This window comes from Streptomyces spinosus, from assembly GCF_020400655.1.
GTDB classification, from domain to species: domain Bacteria; phylum Actinomycetota; class Actinomycetes; order Streptomycetales; family Streptomycetaceae; genus Streptomyces; species Streptomyces argyrophylli.
On record NZ_JAINRC010000001.1, the window covers coordinates 712,501 to 732,555 of the forward strand.

Here is a 20,055-nt window from a genome sequence, read left to right on the forward strand (position 1 = left end):
CATGCACGTCCTCGTGGTGCACAACCGCTACTCCTCGGCGCAGCCGAGCGGCGAGAACCGGGTCGTCGACGAGGAGGTGGCGCTGCTGCGCTCGGCCGGCCACCGGGTCGAGGTGTTCGAGCGGCGCAGCGACGACATCGCCGGCCGGTCCCTGCCGGGCAAGGTCGCGGTGCCGCTGCTTGTGCCGTGGAACCCGGCGGTGCGCCGGGAGCTCACCGCCAGGCTCCGCGCCGAGCGGCCGGACGTGGTGCACGTCCACAACGTCTTCCCGCTCCTGTCGCCCGCGGTCCTCGCCGCCTGCGCCGACGCCGGCGTGCCCGTCGTCGCCACGCTGCACAACTACACCCAGGTCTGCCCGCCCGGCACGCTGCAACGGGACGGCCGGCTGTGCACCGAGTGCGTCGGCCCGGCGGTGCCGCTGCCCGCCGTCCGGCACGGCTGCTACCGGGGCTCCCGTCTCGCGACGGTGCCGCTCGCGGTGAGCCTGTCGGTCAACCGGCGGCGGTGGTGGTCCGGTGTGGAGCGGTTCTTCTGCATCTCCGAGGCGCAGCGCGACGTCCTGGTGCGCGCGGGCCTGCCGGCCGGGTTGCTGACGGTGAAGCACAACTTCGTGCCCGATCCCGGCGCCTGCCGGGAGGGCGACGGGGAGCACCTGCTCTTCCTCGGCCGGCTGGCGGAGGCCAAGGGAGTGGGGCTGCTCATGGCCGCGTGGGACGAGATCGCGGCGGACGGCGGTGTCGGCGTGCCGCTCGTGCTCGCCGGCGCGGGACCGCTGGAGCGGGAGGTGACCGCGTGGGCGGCGGGCCGGGACGACGTGCGCTACGCCGGTCTGCTCGAACCGGCCCGGGTGCGGCAGGCCGTCGCGCGGTCGGTCGCCGTGGTGGCCCCGTCGGTGGCCATGGAGACGTTCGGCCTGGTGGTCGCGGAGGCCATGGCGGCGGGCGTGCCGGCCGTCGCCGCCGGCCACGGCGCCTTCGTCGAACTCGTCGAGGACGGGGTGACCGGGCTGCTGCACCGGCCGGGCGACCCCGCCTCGCTCGCGGACCGGATCCGCCGCGTCGCGACCCGGCCGCGGCTGGGCCGGGAGATGGGTCAGGCGGCCCGGCGCCGCTACGAGAAGGGCTTCAGCCCGGCCGTCGGGCTGGAGCGCCTGGAAGAGGAGTACCGCGCCGCGATCGCGGGGCGGGCGCAATCGAGGGGGGACGGAACCAATGGGGGGCACTAGATGACACGATGCCGACTCTGCGGCTCGGCGGCGCTGGTGAGCGTCGTCGACCTGGGGGCGACGCCGCCGTGCGAGAGCTTTCTCGCGGCGGACCGACTGGACGAGCCGGAGCCGACGTACCCGCTGCACCTGCGGGTCTGCACCGACTGCTGGCTCGCGCAGATCCCGCCGCTGATCACGCCGGAGGAGACGTTCAAGGAGTACGCGTACTTCTCCTCGTACTCGACGTCCTGGGTGGAGCACGCGCGCACGTTCGTCGCCGACGCCGTGCGGCGGGTGGGGCTCGGCCCGGACGCCTTCGTGGTCGAGGTCGCGAGCAACGACGGCTACCTGCTCAAGCACGTGGTGGACCGGGGGATCCGCTGCCTCGGCATCGAGCCGTCGGTGAACGTCGGCGCCGCGGCCCGGGACGCGGGTGTGCCCACGCTCACGGAGTTCCTGAGCCCGGACACCGGCGCGGCGGTCCGCGCCGAGCACGGCCCGGCGAACCTGGTCGTCGCCAACAACGTGTACGCGCACATCCCCGACGTCGTCGGGTTCACCCGGGGACTGCGCGCCCTGGTCGCCGACGACGGCTGGGTCTCCATCGAGGTGCAGCACCTGCTGACCCTGATCGAGGAGAACCAGTACGACACGATCTACCACGAGCACTTCCAGTACTACACGGTCGCCGCCGCGATCCGGGCGCTGGCGAGCGGCGGACTGGCGCTGGTGGACGTCGAGTTGCTGCCCACGCACGGCGGCTCCATCCGGCTGTGGGCCCGGCCGGCCGAGGTGGCAGGCGAACCGGCCCGGCGGGTGGCCGACGTGCTCGACCGGGAGAAGGCCGCCGGGCTCCAGGAGCTGTCCGGGTACACCGAGTTCTCCACGCGGGTGGCCAAGGTGCGCCGGGACCTGCTGAGGTTCCTCGTCGAGGCGGCCGAGCGCGGCGAGACGGTGGTCGGCTACGGCGCCCCGGGCAAGGGCAACACGCTGCTCAACCACTGCGGCGTCCGGCCCGACCTGCTCGCGTACACGGTCGACCGCAACCCCTACAAGCACGGCAGGTTCACCCCGGGCACCCGCATCCCGATCCTGCCGCCCGAGCGGATCGCCGCGGACAAGCCGGACTACGTGCTGGTCCTGCCGTGGAACCTGCGGGCCGAACTGGTCGAGCAGCTGTCCTACGTGCACGACTGGGGCGGCCGGCTGGTCTTCCCCATCCCGGAACTGAGCGTTGTCGAGGCCGCGTCGCGAGAGGTCACAGCATGAAGGTCGTTCTGTTCTGCGGCGGTTACGGGATGCGGATGCGCAGCGGCGCCGCGGACGACGTGCCCAAGCCGATGGCGATGGTCGGCCCCAGGCCGCTGATCTGGCACGTCATGCGCTACTACGCGCACTTCGGCCACACGGAGTTCATCCTGTGCCTCGGGTACGGGGCCCACCACATCAAGGAGTTCTTCCTCAACTACGAGGAGACGACGTCCAACGACTTCGTACTGCGGGGCGGGCGGACCGAGCTGCTGTCCACCGACATCTCGGACTGGACCATCACGTTCGCGCAGACCGGCATCGAGTCGCCGATCGGGGAACGGCTGCGCCGGGTGCGGCACCACCTGGACGGCGACGAGATGTTCCTCGCCAACTACGCCGACGTGCTCACCGACGCCCCGCTGCCGGAGATGATCGAGAACTTCGCCCGGCGCGACGCCGGTGCGTCGATGATGGTGGTGCCGCCGCAGTCGTCGTTCCACTGCGTGGAGCTGGGCGAGGACGGCCTGGTGGGGGGCATCACCGCGGTGAGCGAACTGCCGCTGTGGGAGAACGGCGGCTACTTCGTGCTCCGCCAGGAGGTCTTCGACCACATCCCCGAGGACGGGGACCTGGTCGCCGACGGATGCGCCCAGCTGGCCAAGCGCGGACGGCTGGTGGCGCACCGGCACCGCGGCTTCTGGAAGCCGACCGACACCGTCAAGGAGCGGGCCGCGCTCGACGCCGCCTACGCCCGGGGCGACCGCCCGTGGGCCGTGTGGGAGCGGGAGAGCGCGGGGGTGGGCGCGTGATCCGGCTCGGGGCGGGACGCCTGGAGCGGATCGTCGCGGTGGGCGCGCACTGCGACGACATCGCCATCGGCGCCGGCGGCACGCTGCTGACGCTGTGCCACGCGCGCCCGGGCGTCCGTGTCGACGCGCTGGTGCTCTCCGGCGGCGGCACCGGGCGCGAGCAGGAGGAGGCGGCAGCGCTCGCCGCCTTCTGCCCGGGCGCCGACCTGCGGCTGACCGTGCACAAGCTGCCGGACGGCCGGCTCCCCGCGCACTGGGAGGAGGCCAAGTCCGCCGTGGAGGAGCTGCGCGAGCGGACCGACCCGGACCTGGTCCTCGCGCCGCGCACCGACGACGCGCACCAGGACCACCGCGGCCTGGCGCGGCTGGTGCCGACCGCGTTCCGCGACCACCTGGTCCTCGGCTACGAGATCGTCAAGTGGGACGGCGATCTCGGCCGGCCGTCCGCCTACCAGCCGCTGACGCCTCAGACCGCCGAACAGAAGGTACGGCTGCTGCAGGAGCACTACCCCTCGCAGCGGCACCGGCCCTGGTACGACCGGGAGGCCTTCCTCGGCCTGGCCCGGATCCGCGGCATCGAATGCCACGAGCGCTACGCCGAGGCGTTCGCCGTCACCAAACTCACGTTCGACCTGGGGGAATGAACCTTGCGCGTACTGCTCACCGGGCACCAGGGCTACCTGGGCACCGTCATGGCGCCCGTCCTGACGGCCGCCGGGCACGAGGTCGTCGGCCTCGACTCCGGCCTGTTCGCCGACTGCGTCCTGGGCCCCGCGCCCGCCGACCCGCCGGGGCACCGGGTGGACCTGCGCGACGTCACGGCCGACCACCTGGCCGGGGTGGACGCCGTGATCCACCTGGCCGCGCTCTCCAACGACCCGCTGGGATCGCTGGCACCGGAGCTCACCTACGACATCAACCACCACGCGTCCGTGCGGCTGGCCCGGCTGGCCCGCGACGCCGGGGTGCGGCGCTTCCTGTACGCGTCGACCTGCTCCGTCTACGGCGCGGCCGGCGGCGACGACCTGGTGGCCGAGGACGCCCCGCTGCGCCCGGTGACGCCGTACGCGGAGTCCAAGGTGCGGGTGGAGGACGACCTGCACTCCCTGGCCGACGGCGACTTCAGTCCGGTGTACATGCGCAACGCCACCGCCTTCGGCTACTCGCCCCGGCTGCGCGCCGACATCGTGCTCAACAACCTGGTGGGCCACGCCCTGCTGTCCGGTGAGGTCCTCGTGCTCTCCGACGGCACCCCCTGGCGTCCGCTGGTGCACGCCGCCGATATCGCGCGGGCCTTCTCGGCCGCGCTGAGCGCGCCGCGGGAGGCGGTGCACGACCGGGCGTTCAACATCGGCAGCGAGACCAACAACGTCACCGTCGCCGAGATCGCCGGGCAGGTCGCCGAGGCGGTGTCCGGGGCGAAGGTGGTGATCACCGGGGAGACCGGTGCCGATCCGCGGTCCTACCGGGTGGACTTCTCCCGTTTCCGCGCCGCGGTGCCCGGCTTCGACTGCGCGTGGACGGTGAAGCGGGGCGCGCTCGAACTCGCCGACGCCTACCGCGAGTTCGGCCTCACCCGGGAGGACTTCGAGCAGCGCTTCACCCGTCTGGCCGTGCTGCGCGCGGCGTCCGGGTCCGGCGCCGTCGACGACACCCTGCGGTGGCGCCCGTGACCGGGACCGGCGAGGAGATGTACGCGCTGGTGGAGCGGATGTACCCGCTGTGCCGGAGCATCACCGGCGACGGTGTGCGCGCCACCTTGGACATCGTCGGGGAGTACATCCCGCTCCAGCGGCACGAGGTGCCGACCGGCACGCAGGTGCTCGACTGGACCGTGCCGCAGGAGTGGAACATCCGCGACGCGTACATCGCCGACGCCGCCGGGAACCGGGTCGTCGACTTCGCCGCGTCCAGCCTGCACGTGCTCGGCTACAGCGTGCCGGTGTCGGCGACCATGCCGCTGGCCGAACTGCGCGGACACCTGCACACCCTGCCGGAACACCCGGCCTGGGTGCCGTACCGCACCAGTTACTACAAGCCGGACTGGGGGTTCTGCCTGGCGCAGGAGACCCTGGACGCGATGGAGGACGGCGACTACGAGGTCCGCGTCGACTCCACCCTCGCCGACGGCCACCTCAGCTACGCCGAGCACGTGGTCCCCGGGCAGGTCCCCGACGAGGTGCTCGTCTCCTGCCATGTCTGCCACCCGTCGCTGGCCAACGACAACCTGGCCGGCATCGCGGTGGCGACGTTCCTGGCACGGGCGCTGGCGGAGCGTACGCCGTACCACACCTACCGGTTCGTCTTCGCGCCCGGCACGATCGGGGCGATCACCTGGCTGGCCCGCAACGCGGAGCGGGTGGACCGGGTCAGGCACGGCCTGGTCCTGGCCTGCGCCGGCGACCCCGGGCAGTTGACCTACAAGCAGAGCAGACGCGGCGACGCGGAGATCGACCGGGTGATGCGGCACGTCCTGGCCGCCTCCCAACGCCCGCACCGCGTCACCGAGTTCACGCCCTACGGCTACGACGAGCGGCAGTACTGCTCGCCCGGGTTCGACCTCGGGGTGGGCTCGCTCACCCGGACGCCGTACGCGGGCTACCCCGAGTACCACACCTCGGCGGACGACCTGGACTTCGTCTCCCCGGAGGCGATGGCCGACACGCTCGCCGTCTGCCGGGAGGCGTTCGCCGTCCTCGACCGCAACCGGCGCTACGTCAACCTCAGCCCCTACGGCGAACCGCAGCTGGGCCGGCGGGGGCTGTACGACGCGCTCGGCGGCCGCAGCGACACCAAGCAGGCCCAGATGGCCATGCTCTGGGTGCTCAACCTCTCCGACGGCGAGCACAGTCTGCTGGACGTCACCGAGCGTTCCGGGCTGCCGTTCGACACCGTCGCCGCCGCGGCCGACGCCCTGCACGGCGCCGGACTGATCAAGGCATGACGCCGATGACCACCGAGGGGGAGGATCCGCGGACGACGGCGCCACCGGCGGCCCGGGCCGCGCACGCCCGGCGCTCCGCCCGGCGGGCCGTCGCCGGCCGGCTGTCCTGGGGGCTCGCCGACCAGGCGGCCTCCAGCATCAGCAACTTCGCGGTGGGCATCTACGTGGCCCGCTCGCTGGGGGTGACCGCGTTCGGCGTGTTCAGCCTCGCCTGGGTGACCTACGGCGTGGTGCTCAACGTCTCCCGCGGCCTTGCCACCGACCCCCTCGTGGTGCGCTTCAGCGGGGTGCCGGAGGCGTCCTGGCGCGCGGCGGTGGCCCGGTCCTCGGGCACCGCGCTCGGTGTGGGCGCCGCCATCGGCGCGGCGTGCCTGGTGGCCGGGCTCGGTCTCGGCGGCCGTGTGGGGCCCGCGTTCGCCTGCCTCGGCGTCGTGCTGCCGGGGCTGCTGCTGCAGGACGCCTGGCGGTTCTCGTTCTTCGCCGCCGGCGCCGGGCGGAAGGCCTTCGTCAACGACCTCGTGTGGTGCGTGGCGCTCGTCCCGGCGATGGTCCTGGCGGCACGCGTGGACAGCGTGGCCGCGTTCGTCCTCGCCTGGGGGGCCTCCGCCGCGGTGGCCGCCGGGTACGGCTGCTTCCAGTCGGGGATCCGGCCCGCGGCGGCCGGAGCGCGCGCGTGGCTTCGCGAGCACCGCGACCTCGGCTCCCGCTACCTGGCCGAGAACGTCAGCCTCAGCGGCGCGAGCCAGCTGCGGGCGTACGGGCTCGGCGCGATCGCCGGCGTCGGCGCGGTGGGCGCGGTGCGGGGTGCCGAGCTCCTGATGGGTCCCTTCCTCGCCGTGCTGATGGGACTGTCGCTGGTGACCGTCCCGGAGGCGGCACGGGTGCTGCGGCAGGCCCCGCACCGCCTCGGCACGTTCTGCCTGCTGCTGGGCGGCGGGCAGGCCGCCGCCGCGCTGCTGTGGGGCGGGTCGCTGCTGCTGCTGCCGCAGCGGCTCGGCGACCTCGTCCTGGGCGGCGTCTGGCACTCCGCCTCGCGGCTCATCGTGCCGATCACCCTCAGCGTCGCCGGCGCGGGCCTCGGCACCGGCGCCGCGGCCGGGCTGCGCGCGCTCGGCGCGGCCCGCCGCAGCCTGCGCTCCCAGCTGTTCGCGTCCGCCTGCTACGTCGGCGGCGGGCTCGGCGGGGCGGCCGTCGCGGGCCCGGTCGGCTCGGCCTGGGGCGTCGCCGCCGCGACCGTCAGCGGCTCGGCCGTGTGGTGGCTGCAGCTGCGGTCCGCCCTGCGCGAGCGGCACCACCACTCCGTTCCCGAAGTGAGGACCACATGACCGACCGACCCAGGCTGAGCATCGGCCTGCCCGTCTACAACGGCGAGGAGTACCTGGCCGAGTCGCTCGACGCCCTGCTCGGCCAGACCTACGAGGACTTCGAGCTGGTCGTCTCCGACAACGCCTCGACCGACGGGACCGAGGACATCTGCCGCGCGTACGCCGCGAAGGACTCCCGTATCCGGTACATCCGCCTGCCCCGGAACATCGGCGCCACCCCGAACCACAACCTCGTGTTCGCCGAGTGCCGCGGCGAGCTGTTCAAGTGGGCCTCGCACGACGACCTGTACGGCCGGGACCTGCTGCGGCGCTGCGTCGAGGCGCTGGACGAGCGGCCGCACGTGATCCTCGCGCACGCCGACCAGGCGGTCATCGACGGCGACGGCCAGGTGAAGGTCCCCTACGAGTACACGCTCGCCACGGCCTCCCCGCACGCGCCGGAGCGCTTCCGCAGCATGCTGTTCGAGCCCGGCGGCGACGACTTCTACGGGGTGATCAGGGCCGACGTGCTGCGCCGGGTGAGACCCATGGACAGCTACCACCACGCGGACCGCACGTTCGTCGCCGAGATCGGCCTGCACGGGCCCTTCCACCAGGTGCCGGAGCTGCTGTACTTCCGCCGCGACCACCCCACCCGCGCCGAGCGGGCGAACCCGTCCAAGCGGGCCCGGTGCGTCAACCTGGACCCGCGCCGGGCCGGCCCACTGCACCCGACGCCCCGGCTGCTCGCCGAGTACGTCTGGGGCTTCGTCTCGGCGATCCGGCGGGCGCCGCTGTCCCCCGCCGACCGGCGCGCCTGCTACCGCCACCTGGCCGCGTGGATGACCAGCCGGGCCCGGCCGGGCGCCGGCGAGCGGGTCGAGGACCGCCCCCCGGTCGACCCGGCCGGGCTCACCGTCTCGGTCGACGCCCTCGTCGCCGGCCGTGAGGGGCGGCGGGCATGAGGCGCGCGCCACGCGTCGGGGTGTTCGGCCTGCTCGGCTCCGGCAACCTCGGCAACGACGGGTCGCTGGAGGCCCTGCTCGGCTACCTGCGCGCCGAGCACCCGCGGGCGGTCGTGGACGCGCTGTGCGGCGGACCCGAGGCCGTCACGGCCCGGTTCGGCATCCCCGCGACGCGGCTGCACTGGTACCGCGGGGAGTACCGGACCGCTTCGCGCGCGGGCGCGATCGTGTCCAAGGGGCTGGGCAAACTCGTCGACGTCTTCCGCACCGCCGCCTGGGTGCGCCGGCACGACGTGGTGATCGTGCCGGGCATGGGCGTCCTGGAGGCCACGCTGCCGCTGCGGCCGTGGGGCTTCCCGTACGCGCTGTTCCTGCTCTGCGCGAGCGGCCGGCTGCTGGGCACGCGGGTCGCGCTCGTCAGCGTCGGCGCCGCGACGATCGGCAACCGGCCGACCCGGGCCCTGGTGCGCTGGTCGGCGCGGCTGGCCGCGTACCGGTCGTACCGGGACGCCCGGTCCCGCGACGCGATGCGGGCGACGGGCGTGGACACCTCGCGCGACGAGGTCTACCCGGACCTCGCGTTCGCCCTGCCGGCACCGGAGGCGAACGTGCCCTCGGACCCGCCGGGCCCGGTCTGCGTCGGGGTCATGGACTTCCACGGCGGCAACGACGACCGGGCCCGGGCCGAGGAGATCCACCGGCGCTACCTGGACGGGACGATCCGGTTCGTCCGCGCGCTGGCCGAGGAGGGCAGGGCGGTCCGGCTGCTCACCGGTGACGCGTGCGACGCGCCGGTGGTAGCCGCGATCCTCGACGCGGTGGACTCACCGCTGGTCTCCGCCGCCGAGACGGCCTCCCTGGCCGACCTGATGAAGGAGACGGCGGCCGCCGAGACCGTGGTGGCGATCCGCTACCACAACCTGATCTGCGCGCTGAAGACCGGGACGCCGACGCTCGCCGTCACCTACGCGGCGAAGAGCGAGGCGCTGATGGAACGGATGGGCCTCGGCACGTACTGCCATCCGGCGCGCGCGCTCGACGCCGACCGGCTGCTCGCACAGTTCCGGCAGCTGGAGGAGCGAGCGGACGAGATGCGGCGCGTCCTCGCCGAACGGAACGAGGCCGCCGCCCGCGGGCTCGACCACCAGTTCACCGCCCTGACCACGGCCCTGTTCCCGGCGGCCGGCCGTGCCCGCACCCCCTCCCGGCAGGAGGCCTCATGAAGGCGACCGAAGTCCCCCAGATAGCCGGCGCGTACCTGTTCGAGCCGACGCCGTACGCCGACGAACGCGGATTCTTCTGCCGCACCTTCGACGCCGACGTGGTCCGCTCGGTGGGTCTCGACCCGGACGCCTTCGTCCAGGACAGCCTGTCCCGCTCGGTCCGGGGCGTGCTCCGCGGCCTGCACCTGCGCTCCGGCGCCGGCGAGGCCAAGCTGGTGCGGTGCTCGTACGGCAGGATCTTCGACGTCGTCGTGGACCTGCGGCCGAACTCGCCGACGTACCTCGGCCGGGTCTTCCTGGAGCTGTCCGGCGACACGCAGGCGACCCTGTACGTCCCGGCGGGGTGCGCGCACGGCTTCCAGGCGCTCACCGGCACCGCCGACACCTCGTACCGCATCGACCGCCCGCACGACCCGGCCGAGGACGTCACGATCGCCTTCGACGATCCCGACCTCGCCGTCCCGTGGCCGCTGCCGGTCACATCGATGTCCCAGCGGGACCGGGAGGCGCCGAGCCTCGCCGAGGTCCTGAAGCAGATGGAAGGGTGACGCCGGCTTGGACACCGAAGAGTTCCACCTGCCCCGCTCGCGGGCCATGAACGAACGGCTGCACGCCCTGGTCCCCGGGGGCGCGCACACCTACGCCAAGGGCGACGACCAGTACCCCGAGGACCTGGCCCCGGTCATCAGCCACGGCCGCGGTGCGCACGTGTGGGACGTCGACGGCAACCGCTACGTCGAGTACGGCTCCGGGCTGCGGTCGGTCAGCCTCGGGCACGCCCACCCGCGCGTGACGGAGGCGGTGCGGCGGGAACTCGACCGCGGCGCCAACTTCGTCCGGCCGTCCGTCGTCGAGGTCGAGGCCGCGGAACGCTTCCTGGCCACGGTGCCGACCGCGGAGATGGTGAAGTTCGCGAAGAACGGCTCCGACGTCACCACCGCCGCGGTGCGCCTCGCCCGCGCCGTCACCGGGCGCCCACGGGTGGCCCTCTGCGCCGACCATCCGTTCTTCTCCGTCGACGACTGGTTCATCGGCACCACACCGATGTCCGCCGGCATCCCGGAGTCGACCACCGAGCTGACCGTGACGTTCCCCTACGGCGACCTGGCCGCGACGGAGGAGCTGCTCAATCGGTTCAAGGGCGAGGTCGCCTGCCTGATCCTGGAACCCGCGACGCACACCGAGCCGCCGCCCGGCTACCTCGCCGGCCTGCGCGAGCTGGCCGACCGGCACGGCTGCGTCCTGGTCTTCGACGAGATGATCACCGGCCTGCGCTGGTCGGAGGCGGGCGCCCAGGGCCTGTACGGCGTCGTCCCCGACCTGTCCACGTTCGGCAAGGCGCTGGGCAACGGCTGCGCCGTCTCGGCGCTGGCCGGGCGCCGGGAGCTGATGGAACGGGGCGGGCTGCGCCACTCCGGCGACCGGGTGTTCCTGCTGTCCACCACGCACGGCGCGGAAACGCACTCCCTGGCCGCCGCGATGGCCGTGCTCGCCACCTACGTCGAGGAGGGCGTCACCGCACGGCTGCACGCGCTCGGCGACCGGCTGGCCGCCGGGGTCCGCGAGGCCGCGGCCGCCATGGGCGTCGGCGACCACGTCGTCGTCCGGGGCCGGGCCAGCAACCTGGTCTTCGCGACCCTCGACGAGAAGGGGCAGCCGTCGCAGCGGTACCGCACCCTGTTCCTGCGCCGGCTCCTCATGGGCGGGGTGCTGGCCCCGTCGTTCGTGGTGAGCAGCGCCCTCGGCGACGACGACATCGACCACACCGTCGACGTGGTGGCCCAGGCGTGCGCGGTGTACCGGAAGGCACTGGATGCCGGTGACCCCACCCCCTGGCTGGGCGGACGACCGGTGAAGCCCGTGTTCCGGCGACTGGCCTGACGGGGCGTCATCCGTCCTCGCGCCGGCCGGCGCCGGACGTCCGCCCGGCCGTCCGGTCGACCAGCCACGCGGTCGCCGGTGTCACCGCCAGCCCGGTGCACCAGCCGCCGAGGGCGTCGGTCGGGTAGTGCGCGCTCAGGGAGACCTCGGCCCAGCCCATGGCGGCGCCGGCCACCAGCGCCGTGGCGAGCACGGGTGACGCGCCGGCGGTCCTGCCGGGGCCGGGACGGCCGGCCGCGAGCAGCGCCACCGCGTAGGCGAGCGCGGTGGCGAAGGCGGTGTGCCCGCTGGGGTAGGACAGGTTGCCGTCGCCGTGGATGGTGCGTCCCACCACGTGCTTGAGCAGGGTCGCCGTCCCCACGGCCGCACCGGCGACGGCGACGACGAGCACCGCGCCCCGGGGACGCCGCAGCAGCAGGCAGCCGGTCACGGCGGCCACGACCAGCACCACCGCTCCGGCGGGCTCCCCCAGCCAGTCCAGGGCCAGGGCGGCGTACCGCCACGGTGGCCGCACGCTGTCCGCCGTCGGCGGGGTGATCCACCTGTCCACCGTGCCGGACTCGCCGTGGCCGGCGTAGAGCACCCCGAGCACGGCGACCACCAGCGCGGCGAGGACCGCGACCACTCCGAGCCGCCCGCGCAGCGACGGGGGCAGCACCTCGGGCGCCCGGCCCGGGCCGGGGTGAGCGGGACCGCGCACACCGGCCTCCGGCTCCTGCTGCTGCCAACTGCCCACCGACGAGCCCCCCGTCGTGTCCGACCCGGCTCCGCGCGGGAGCCACCAGTCACCCTAGCCAACAGCGCGGCGGGGGGCACCGGATCCCGTTCGCCGGAGGGCGACGGGAGCGGGGGCACTGCCCCGCTCCCGTCGGACTCAGGAGTTGGCGAAGGCGTCCCGCAGCCGCATCTCGTTGAAGCCGTTGCCGTCGTAGTCGTCGGAGTACGTCAGCGCGAGCCGGCCGGTCGCGGCGAGGGTCACGGCCGGGCCGCCCTGGCCGCCGCCGGTCACCACGTTCATCCGGTAGGCGGGGAGCCTGCCGGTCGTCGTGCCGTCCGCGTTGAAGCCGCGGGCCCACACGTCGTCCTTGCCCGGGAACACGGTCCCGCCGATGTTCACGTCGAAGGCCTCCTTCCACGCGACCACGAAGCTGCCGTCGTCGGCGACCGCCACGTCGGCGACGTCCTGGTCGGAGATCGGCCGCTGGCCGTCGACGTACGGGCCGCTGCCGGTGCCGTCCTCGGTGGTCCGCTGCTCGGCCGCCGCGGCACTGCCGGTCGCGGAGAAGACGCGGTCGTAGATCCGCTGGGGGCGCACCGGCGTGCCGGCGCCGGTGGTGTACTCGTCCGTCCACGCCACGACGAACCGGCCGTCGCCCGCCGACGCCACCGCGGGAACGGTCTGCTGGCCGTCGGTGAGGGAGTTGGCCGCCTTGCGGGCCACGGCGAAGCCGCCCGAGGTGTTCAGCTTGGCGAGCCCGATGTTGAGGCCGCCGTTGCCGTCCGCGTCCTCCTCCCAGACGATCACGGTGTTCCCGGCGTCGTCGATCGCCGCGTCGGGGCGGCGGTTGGACCCGGCCGCGCCCGAGTTGATCGTGCTGACCTGGACGTCCTGGTAGCGCAGCGCACCGGTGCCGGACCAGCTGCTCGCGTAGACCTGGTTGAGCGTGGAGCCGTCGGCCGTGCTCTCCCAGGCGACCGTGTAGGAGCCGTCGCCGGCCACCGCGACCGTCGGCCGCAGCTGGTCCCCGCTGCCGGAGGCGTGCGGGCGCGGCAGGGGGGTCACCGTTCCGTCGGGGGCCACCCTGACCACGGCGATGTCGGCGTACTTGTTGCCGTCGTCGTCCTTGGCCCACGCGACGATCGCGTTGCCCTGGTCGTCCACGCCGACGTCGGGCTTCTGGTGCGACCAGGTCGTGCTGCCGGAGGTGCCGCTGTTGCTCAGCAGCTTCTCGTTCCACAGCGCGACGCCGTCCTTGTACATGCGGATGTACACGTCGGTGCCCAGCTCGGTGTCCGAGGAGTCGTGCCGGTCGCCCTGCTCGTACACCACGGCGGTGTAGACGGACGAGGTGCCGCCGGAGGCGATGGCGCTGTAGTGCTGGTCGCCGTCGGTCTGCACGTTGACCCGCGAGTAGTGCTGGGACGTCGAGCCGTACTTCGAGGCGTCGATGTCGACGGCACCGGACCGCACCTTGTTGAAGTTGGCGACGTAGGCCTGGTAGACCGCCGGGTCGTCGATGCGCAGCAGCGTCTCGTCGTTCGTCTTCAGCGAGCCCGCGGTCCAGTTGTGGGAGCCCGTGTACACGTGCTGGACCTTGGTGCCGTCGGCCTTCGTCCACTCCGTCAGCAGGTACTTGGAGTGGGTGGTGCCGTGGTTGCAGGAGGCGGTCGCCGAGGGCTTGTAGCGGCACCCGCCGGGACGGTTGCCGTAGGCCGCGATGTCGAGAGCGGTCAGGTCGTTGACGCCGTCGTTGCCACCGCCGTTGCTGAGGTCGCGGACGTTCGCGTCGACGCTGCACCCCTGGGACCGCTTCGCCTTCAGGGCGTCGTAGACGGCCGGGCGGGTGGTCCGCTGGTCGAGTTCGGCCGCCGAGATCCTGATCTTTCCGTCGATCGAGCAGTCGACCTTGTCGATGAACGAGGCGAGGATGTCGGCGTTGCCGTAGTGGCCGGCGTCCGAGGCGGTGTCGCGGGGGAAGAAGAACGCCTCGACGGGCGAGTTCGGGTCGCCGGTGGTGTAGTCGTACGTGGTGTGCGAGCTGTCGCCTGCGTGCTTGATCTGGTCGTTGAAGTGCGCGCGGTACCGGGAGGCGAGGGTCGCGTTGTCGGACACGACGACCGCGTTGTTGATCTCGCCGTCCTGGCCGCCCGCGAGGTTCTGCGAGCTCTGCCAGACGACGTTCCTGCGTCCGTCGGTGAGCGCGTCGAACACGATGTACTTGTCGTGGTCGATGGCGTTCGTGTCGCCCGAGCCGTTGCCCAGGCAGCCGCGGGAGCACCAGGTGAGGCTGGAGTTGCCCGTCAGGGTCAGACCGTCCAGGTTGCTGCTGGCGCGGTTCGCCGACTCGGAGATGATGCGCAGCGTGACGCCGCGGCTCTGCGCGGCGGCGAGCTTGGCCTGGAGGTCCGAGCTGTTGAACCAGTACATGCCCATGTACAGCGTCGAGTTGGGCGCCGCGAGGTCGATGAGGCTGCCGACCGACGTGTTGATCGAGGAGTCGTACGTCGTGGGCGTGGGGTAGTTGAACACCGCGGTGTAGTTCCCGGAGACGACGGTCTCCGCTTGAGCGGTGGCCGGGGCGAGCAGTGCCGCACCGAGCGCGAGGGGGACGGCGAGTGCCGCGAGGCGCCCTGTCTGTCTGCCCATGTGTTTCCTTTGGTTCACCGTGAGTTGGAGGACGAGCCATCCTAAGGCGCGGCTGGTCACGCTCATGACAGACCACCGGCCGTGACGTGGAGCCCTTCGTCCGTACCGGACGGCGACGGCACGGTGTTCGGCGCCGGATGGCGCGATCTGTTCAGTCGAACACCCGGGCACGCGACCGCGTTTGCCTGCGCCGGACCGTGCGGGAACAATGTCGCGGCCAGGCCGACGCCTTCGGCAGCCGCCTCTCCGCGACCGAAATGGTTATGAATGACCAATCAGCTGATGGACCGCCTGCCCCGATTGTTGCATCAGGTCGCGTTCCGCAGGTTCTGGACAGCGCAGACCATTTCCTTCCTCGGGGACCAGGTGTCCACGATCGCGCTCCCGCTCACCGCGGTGCTCGCGCTGAACGCCTCCGCCGCGGGCATGGGTTTGCTCGGGGCTCTGGTCTCCCTGCCGAACCTGCTGTTCGCGCTGCACGTGGGCGGCTTCGTGGACCGCCACGGCCGGCTCAGACGCACGATGATCCTCTGCGACCTGGGACGGGCGGCGGTGCTGCTCACCGTGCCCGTCGCCTACGCGCTGGACGCGCTGACGCTCACCCACCTGTGGGTGGTGGCCTTCGTGACGGGCACGCTCGCCATGCTGTTCAACGTCTCCAGCAACAGCCTGTTCGCCGCCCTCGTGGACCGCGAGGACTACGTGCAGGGCACCTCGCTGTCCCGCGGCAGCTTCTCCTTCTCCTGGGTGGTGGGCCCGAGCGTCGGCGGTGTGCTCGTGCAGATCGTGTCGGCGCCCGGGGCGCTCCTCGCCGACGTGCTGTCCTTCCTCGGATCCGCGTCCCTGCTGCGGTCGATATCCCCGCAGGAGCCGGCACCCGAGAAGCAGAAGTCGTCCTCGCACATCCGGGACGGGCTGCGGTTCGTCTCCCGGAACCCGGTCCTGCGGGCCCGGTTCGTCGGCGGTGGCCTGCTCAACCTCTTCTACACGGTCTACTTCACGCTCTTCCTGCTGTTCATCGCGCGCGAACTCAAGCTGACGTCCGGAATGATCGGTGTGGCCCTCGGCCTCGGTGCCGTCGGCGCGCTGCTGGGTTCCTTCGTCACCGGCTGGTTCACCCGGCGCCTCGGCATCGGGCCGACGTTCCTGCTCGGTTCGGTGCTCTTCCCCGGAGCGCTGGCCCTGGTGCCGTTCGCGACGCAGGACAAGTGGGTGGCCTTCGGCCTGGTGGTCATGGCCGAGTTCGTCTCCGGCATGGGCCTGATGCTCTGCGACATCGCCGGCTCCTCGATCCAGCAGGCCCTGACACCGGACCGCATGCGGTCCCGGGTGCAGGGGGCCTATCTGGGGCTCATCAACGGGGTGCGGACCGTCGGCGCGCTGGCCGCCGGTGGTCTGGGCACGTGGCTGGGTCTGCGCACCGCGCTGTGGCTGGCCGTCATCGGCGGCGTGCTCAGCTGCCTGCCGCTGGTGTTCGCCCCGGTGCCGGGCATGCGCACACTGCCCGACCAGGCGGAGTGAGCGGCCGTACGCCGGTCGGGTCCGGCCCCGCCGGGTGCGGCGCGGGGTCCGGCAGCCGCTGGTGAAGGCGGCGGCCGGCCCCGTCACGGTGGGGCCGGCCGCCGGCGGGGTGCGCGGGCCGGTTCAGTGCTGCAGGGTCAGCACGCCCGGTCGCCACGGCAGCTGGTCGTACGGGCCGCTCGCGGTGGGGGACTTGCCCTGGTAGAGGAACTGCAGGTTGCAGGGGTCGACGGTCATCGTCTGGTCGGGGTTGTTGCGGACCAGGTCACCGTGGCTGATGTCGTTGGTCCAGCCGGCCCCGCTGTTGGCCTTGCCCGCGAAGGGGTTGCTCTCGCTGGCGGCCTGCGGTGTCCACGAGCCGCTGAGGCTGGAGGCGGTGAAGGAGCGGAAGTAGCGTCCGTTGGCGCCCATCGCCTCGACGATCATCAGGTACTGGTCCTTGCCCTGCACCTTGTAGACCTGCGGCGCCTCGAAGAGGTTGGCCTTCGTGTCGCTCATGACCGTCGTGTACGACGAGCCGAAGTTGCCCGGGAAGTTCCCGATCGGCATGCTCGCCCGGTAGATCTTGCCGTTGTCACCGGCGAAGAACAGGTACATGTTCTGGCCGTCGGCGATCAGGGTCTGGTCGATCGGGCCGGTGTCGGAGCCGGAGATGCTCCCGGTGAACAGCGGTTGCGGAGCGGACCAGCCGTTGGGGTTGGTGGGGTCGCTGGAGGTGCGGTAGATGAAGGGCCAGGCACCCCACTGGTACGCCAGCACCCAGATGTTCTTGGGCGCGAAGTAGAACAGCGTGGGCGCCACCGCGGCCTGGCTCATGCCGGTCTGGCCCGCCGACGCCATGTCCGGCCAGTTCGTGAAGGGCTGGAACATCATCGAGCCGTACGACGATCCCGAGACGTTCGACGCGTAGACCAGGTGCTTGCCGTTGTAGGTGACGGTGGTGAAGTCCTTCACCGAGGTCCACCCGTTCGCCGGCTGCGCCAGCGCGCCCGTCGACGTCCACCGGTACGTCGAGGGAAGCGCGCACGTGCCGTCCGGCGGGGTGGTCCCGGACAGGCCGGTCCACTTCTGGTTGCTGCCGCCGTTGCACGTCCAGATCTGCACCGCCGTGCCGTTGGCCGTACCGGCGCCCGCGGCCTCCAGGCACAGCCCGGACTCGACGCCGACGACCGTGCCGTCGGAGTTCACCCGCCACTGCTGGTTGGCGCCGCCGGAACAGGTCCAGATCTGCACCCGGGTACCGGCCGCGGTGGCGTGGCCCGGAACGTCGAGGCACTTGTTGCCGTACACGGTGAGCTGGTTGCCGTCCGTCAGCGTCCACTGCTGGTTGGTCCCGCCCCAGCAGTCGTACAACTGCGGGTACGTGCCGTCGGTCTGGCTGGCGCCCGGCACGTCGAGGCACCGGCCGGAACCAACACCCCGCAGGGCGCCGCTGGAAGCCGCCTGGGCCGGGGCGGCGACGAGCAGCGCCGCCAAAGCGGCCAGGGCCGCGGTCACGGCGGCGAGCACCGCGGACGGGTGCCTGCGGCTGAAACGTCCTCTGTGCATGGAGTACTTCCTCACCCTTGGGTAGCCGGAGTGTCGGTATGACAGGCGCATGACATGCATGTGCCCGGACTTCCCCCCACGCGCGATCGAGCAAATCAGTCTGTTCGCTATACCGAACGAGTGTCGAAGCTTTGAGCAACCCGAATGATAGAGAACCGGCGAACGGCGTCAACACCTCTCGCACGAATCGCCCTCACCGGCGAAACCGTTCGCATTAATCGGCTCCATGAGGTGCAAGTGTGGCGCAAAACAGGGAAGTCACCGGCCCACTGCCCAGCTCTTCCGATTCGAAAGTTTCGTACGCCGATCGTAAATTTTTCTTGTGCGGAGTATTGACGATCCCTGGCCACCGCCTCAATCATCCCTGTCTGGGACACCGGCCTGATCCGCGCACCACAGCACCCGCGCCACCGCGTTCGTTCCGGTGAGGTTCGCACCTGCGCATCTGTGTCGCAGTCCATCCGTGATTCCTACCTCGGAGGCACACCCATGGGCTCGTATGCCCTTCACCAACCCTTAGTCCGCCGCCGGAAGATCCGCGGCCTGCTGCTGGCGCTGGTCGCCGGCGTCCTCGGTGTGGTCACCGCACTGGTCACGCCACCGACCGCACACGCCGCCGAGAGCACGCTCGGCGCCGCGGCGGCGCAGAGCGGCCGCTACTTCGGCACCGCCATCGCCTCGGGCAGGCTGGGCGACTCGGCGTACACGACGATCGCGGGCCGTGAGTTCAACATGGTGACGGCCGAGAACGAGATGAAGATCGACGCCACCGAGCCGCAGCGGGGCCAGTTCAACTTCAGCGCCGCCGACCGCGTCTACAACTGGGCGGTGCAGAACGGCAAGCAGGTACGCGGTCACACCCTGGCCTGGCACTCCCAGCAGCCCGGCTGGATGCAGAGCCTCAGCGGCAGCGCGCTGCGCCAGGCGATGATCGACCACATCAACGGCGTGATGGGCCACTACAAGGGCAAGATCGCCCAGTGGGACGTCGTGAACGAGGCCTTCTCGGACGACGGTTCGGGCGGCCGGCGGGACTCCAACCTGCAGCGCACCGGCAACGACTGGATCGAGGTCGCCTTCCGCACCGCGCGCGCCGCCGACCCGTCGGCCAAGCTCTGCTACAACGACTACAACATCGAGAACTGGACCTGGGCGAAGACCCAGGGCGTGTACAACATGGTCCGCGACTTCAAGCAGCGCGGCGTGCCGATCGACTGCGTCGGCTTCCAGTCGCACTTCAACAGCGGCAGCCCGTACAACAGCAACTTCCGCACCACGCTGCAGAACTTCGCCGCCCTCGGCGTCGACGTGGCCATCACCGAGCTCGACATCCAGGGCGCGTCGTCCTCGACCTACGCCGCCGTGACCAACGACTGCCTGGCCGTCTCGCGCTGCCTGGGCATCACCGTCTGGGGCGTGCGCGACACCGACTCGTGGCGGTCGGGTGACACGCCGCTGCTGTTCAACGGCGACGGCAGCAAGAAGGCCGCCTACACCGCCGTCCTCAACGCACTCAACGGCGGCACCACCACGCCACCTCCCACCGGAGGCGGAACCCAGATCAAGGGCGTCGGCTCGGGTCGCTGCGTGGACGTGCCCAACGCCTCCACCACCGACGGCACGCAGGTCCAGCTCTACGACTGCAACGGCGCCACCAACCAGCAGTGGACGCTCAGCGACGCCGGTGAGCTGAAGGTCTACGGCAACAAGTGCCTGGACGCCGGCGGCACGGGCAACGGCACCCGGGTGCAGATCTACAGCTGCTGGGGCGGCGACAACCAGAAGTGGCGCCTCAACTCCGACGGATCCATCGTGGGCGTCCAGTCCGGACTCTGCCTCGACGCGGTCGGGGGCGGCACCGCCAACGGCACCCTGATCCAGCTCTACTCCTGCTCGAACGGCAGCAACCAGCGCTGGACCCGCACCTGACGGGGCCTGCCCGGGCCGCCGCCCTCGTGGCGGCGGCCCTCGCGCACGTCGTGCCCCTGGGGTCTTCCGTCCGGATCAGGCCGGACCCCGCGAGCCCGGCATGATC

16 protein-coding genes are annotated in these 20,055 nt (G+C 72.1%); 13 read left to right on the forward strand and 3 right to left on the reverse strand.

Annotated features, from left to right (window positions below):
* The first annotated feature begins 1 nt into the window (after window position 1).
* The 11 genes from LG395_RS02965 to LG395_RS03015 are packed head-to-tail and all read left to right on the forward strand — an operon-like array spanning window position 2 to window position 11,584.
* Complete coding sequence (locus LG395_RS02965) at window positions 2–1,225, forward strand: glycosyltransferase (RefSeq protein WP_225808331.1); 1,224 nt, start codon at window positions 2–4, stop codon at window positions 1,223–1,225.
* Window positions 1,226–2,476 (forward strand): class I SAM-dependent methyltransferase, encoded by a 1,251-nt coding sequence (locus tag LG395_RS02970; protein WP_225808332.1) that lies wholly within the window; start codon window positions 1,226–1,228, stop codon window positions 2,474–2,476.
* Window positions 2,473–3,267, forward strand: a complete 795-nt coding sequence (locus LG395_RS02975) for a glycosyltransferase family protein (RefSeq protein ID WP_171152025.1) — start codon at window positions 2,473–2,475, stop codon at window positions 3,265–3,267. The genes LG395_RS02970 and LG395_RS02975 overlap by 4 nt, the downstream gene beginning before the upstream one ends.
* Window positions 3,264–3,911, forward strand: a complete 648-nt coding sequence (locus LG395_RS02980; RefSeq protein WP_225808333.1) for a PIG-L deacetylase family protein — start codon at window positions 3,264–3,266, stop codon at window positions 3,909–3,911. Before LG395_RS02975 ends, LG395_RS02980 begins: the two co-directional genes overlap by 4 nt.
* Before the next feature lie 3 nt (window positions 3,912–3,914).
* On the forward strand, window positions 3,915–4,940 hold the full coding sequence (locus LG395_RS02985) for an NAD-dependent epimerase/dehydratase family protein (RefSeq protein WP_171152029.1): 1,026 nt from the start codon (window positions 3,915–3,917) through the stop codon (window positions 4,938–4,940).
* Window positions 4,928–6,211 (forward strand): DUF4910 domain-containing protein, encoded by a 1,284-nt coding sequence (locus tag LG395_RS02990; protein ID WP_225808334.1) that lies wholly within the window; start codon window positions 4,928–4,930, stop codon window positions 6,209–6,211. Before LG395_RS02985 ends, LG395_RS02990 begins: the two co-directional genes overlap by 13 nt.
* A gap of 5 nt (window positions 6,212–6,216) precedes the next feature.
* Window positions 6,217–7,536 (forward strand): MATE family efflux transporter, encoded by a 1,320-nt coding sequence (locus tag LG395_RS02995; RefSeq protein WP_225808335.1) that lies wholly within the window; start codon window positions 6,217–6,219, stop codon window positions 7,534–7,536.
* Window positions 7,533–8,480: a glycosyltransferase family 2 protein gene (locus LG395_RS03000; RefSeq protein WP_171152033.1), complete on the forward strand. Its 948-nt coding sequence runs from the start codon at window positions 7,533–7,535 to the stop codon at window positions 8,478–8,480. The genes LG395_RS02995 and LG395_RS03000 overlap by 4 nt, the downstream gene beginning before the upstream one ends.
* Entirely contained in the window at window positions 8,477–9,703 is a 1,227-nt protein-coding gene (locus LG395_RS03005; protein WP_225808336.1) for a polysaccharide pyruvyl transferase family protein, read from the forward strand. Before LG395_RS03000 ends, LG395_RS03005 begins: the two co-directional genes overlap by 4 nt.
* Window positions 9,700–10,251 (forward strand): dTDP-4-dehydrorhamnose 3,5-epimerase family protein, encoded by a 552-nt coding sequence (locus LG395_RS03010; RefSeq protein WP_171152037.1) that lies wholly within the window; start codon window positions 9,700–9,702, stop codon window positions 10,249–10,251. Before LG395_RS03005 ends, LG395_RS03010 begins: the two co-directional genes overlap by 4 nt.
* 7 nt (window positions 10,252–10,258) lie before the next feature.
* Complete coding sequence (locus LG395_RS03015) at window positions 10,259–11,584, forward strand: glutamate-1-semialdehyde 2,1-aminomutase (protein ID WP_171152039.1); 1,326 nt, start codon at window positions 10,259–10,261, stop codon at window positions 11,582–11,584.
* Between the two features lie 7 nt (window positions 11,585–11,591).
* Here the strand turns inward: LG395_RS03015 and LG395_RS03020 are convergent, their stop codons facing one another.
* Together LG395_RS03020 and LG395_RS03025 are read right to left on the reverse strand one after the other, a co-directional pair.
* The gene (locus LG395_RS03020) at window positions 11,592–12,284 is read right to left on the reverse strand and encodes a phosphatase PAP2 family protein (protein ID WP_225808459.1); all 693 of its coding nucleotides are present in this window, start codon (window positions 12,282–12,284) and stop codon (window positions 11,592–11,594) included.
* 174 nt (window positions 12,285–12,458) lie between these two features.
* Window positions 12,459–14,951 carry a phospholipase D-like domain-containing protein gene (locus LG395_RS03025; protein WP_225808337.1) on the reverse strand — a complete coding sequence of 831 codons (2,493 nt, stop codon included), beginning with the start codon at window positions 14,949–14,951 and terminating at the stop codon, window positions 12,459–12,461.
* Between the two features lie 267 nt (window positions 14,952–15,218).
* On the opposite strand from LG395_RS03025, the gene LG395_RS03030 reads away from it, so the two are divergent.
* Window positions 15,219–16,472, forward strand: a complete 1,254-nt coding sequence (locus LG395_RS03030; protein ID WP_225808338.1) for an MFS transporter — start codon at window positions 15,219–15,221, stop codon at window positions 16,470–16,472.
* Window positions 16,473–16,595: 123 nt separating this feature from the next.
* Here LG395_RS03030 and LG395_RS03035 read toward each other — a convergent pair whose 3' ends face one another.
* The gene (locus LG395_RS03035) at window positions 16,596–18,020 is read right to left on the reverse strand and encodes a non-reducing end alpha-L-arabinofuranosidase family hydrolase (RefSeq protein ID WP_225808339.1); all 1,425 of its coding nucleotides are present in this window, start codon (window positions 18,018–18,020) and stop codon (window positions 16,596–16,598) included.
* A 489-nt stretch (window positions 18,021–18,509) separates the two neighbouring features.
* On the opposite strand from LG395_RS03035, the gene LG395_RS03040 reads away from it, so the two are divergent.
* On the forward strand, window positions 18,510–19,949 hold the full coding sequence (locus LG395_RS03040; RefSeq protein WP_225808340.1) for an endo-1,4-beta-xylanase: 1,440 nt from the start codon (window positions 18,510–18,512) through the stop codon (window positions 19,947–19,949).
* The last annotated feature ends 106 nt before the right edge of the window (window positions 19,950–20,055 follow it).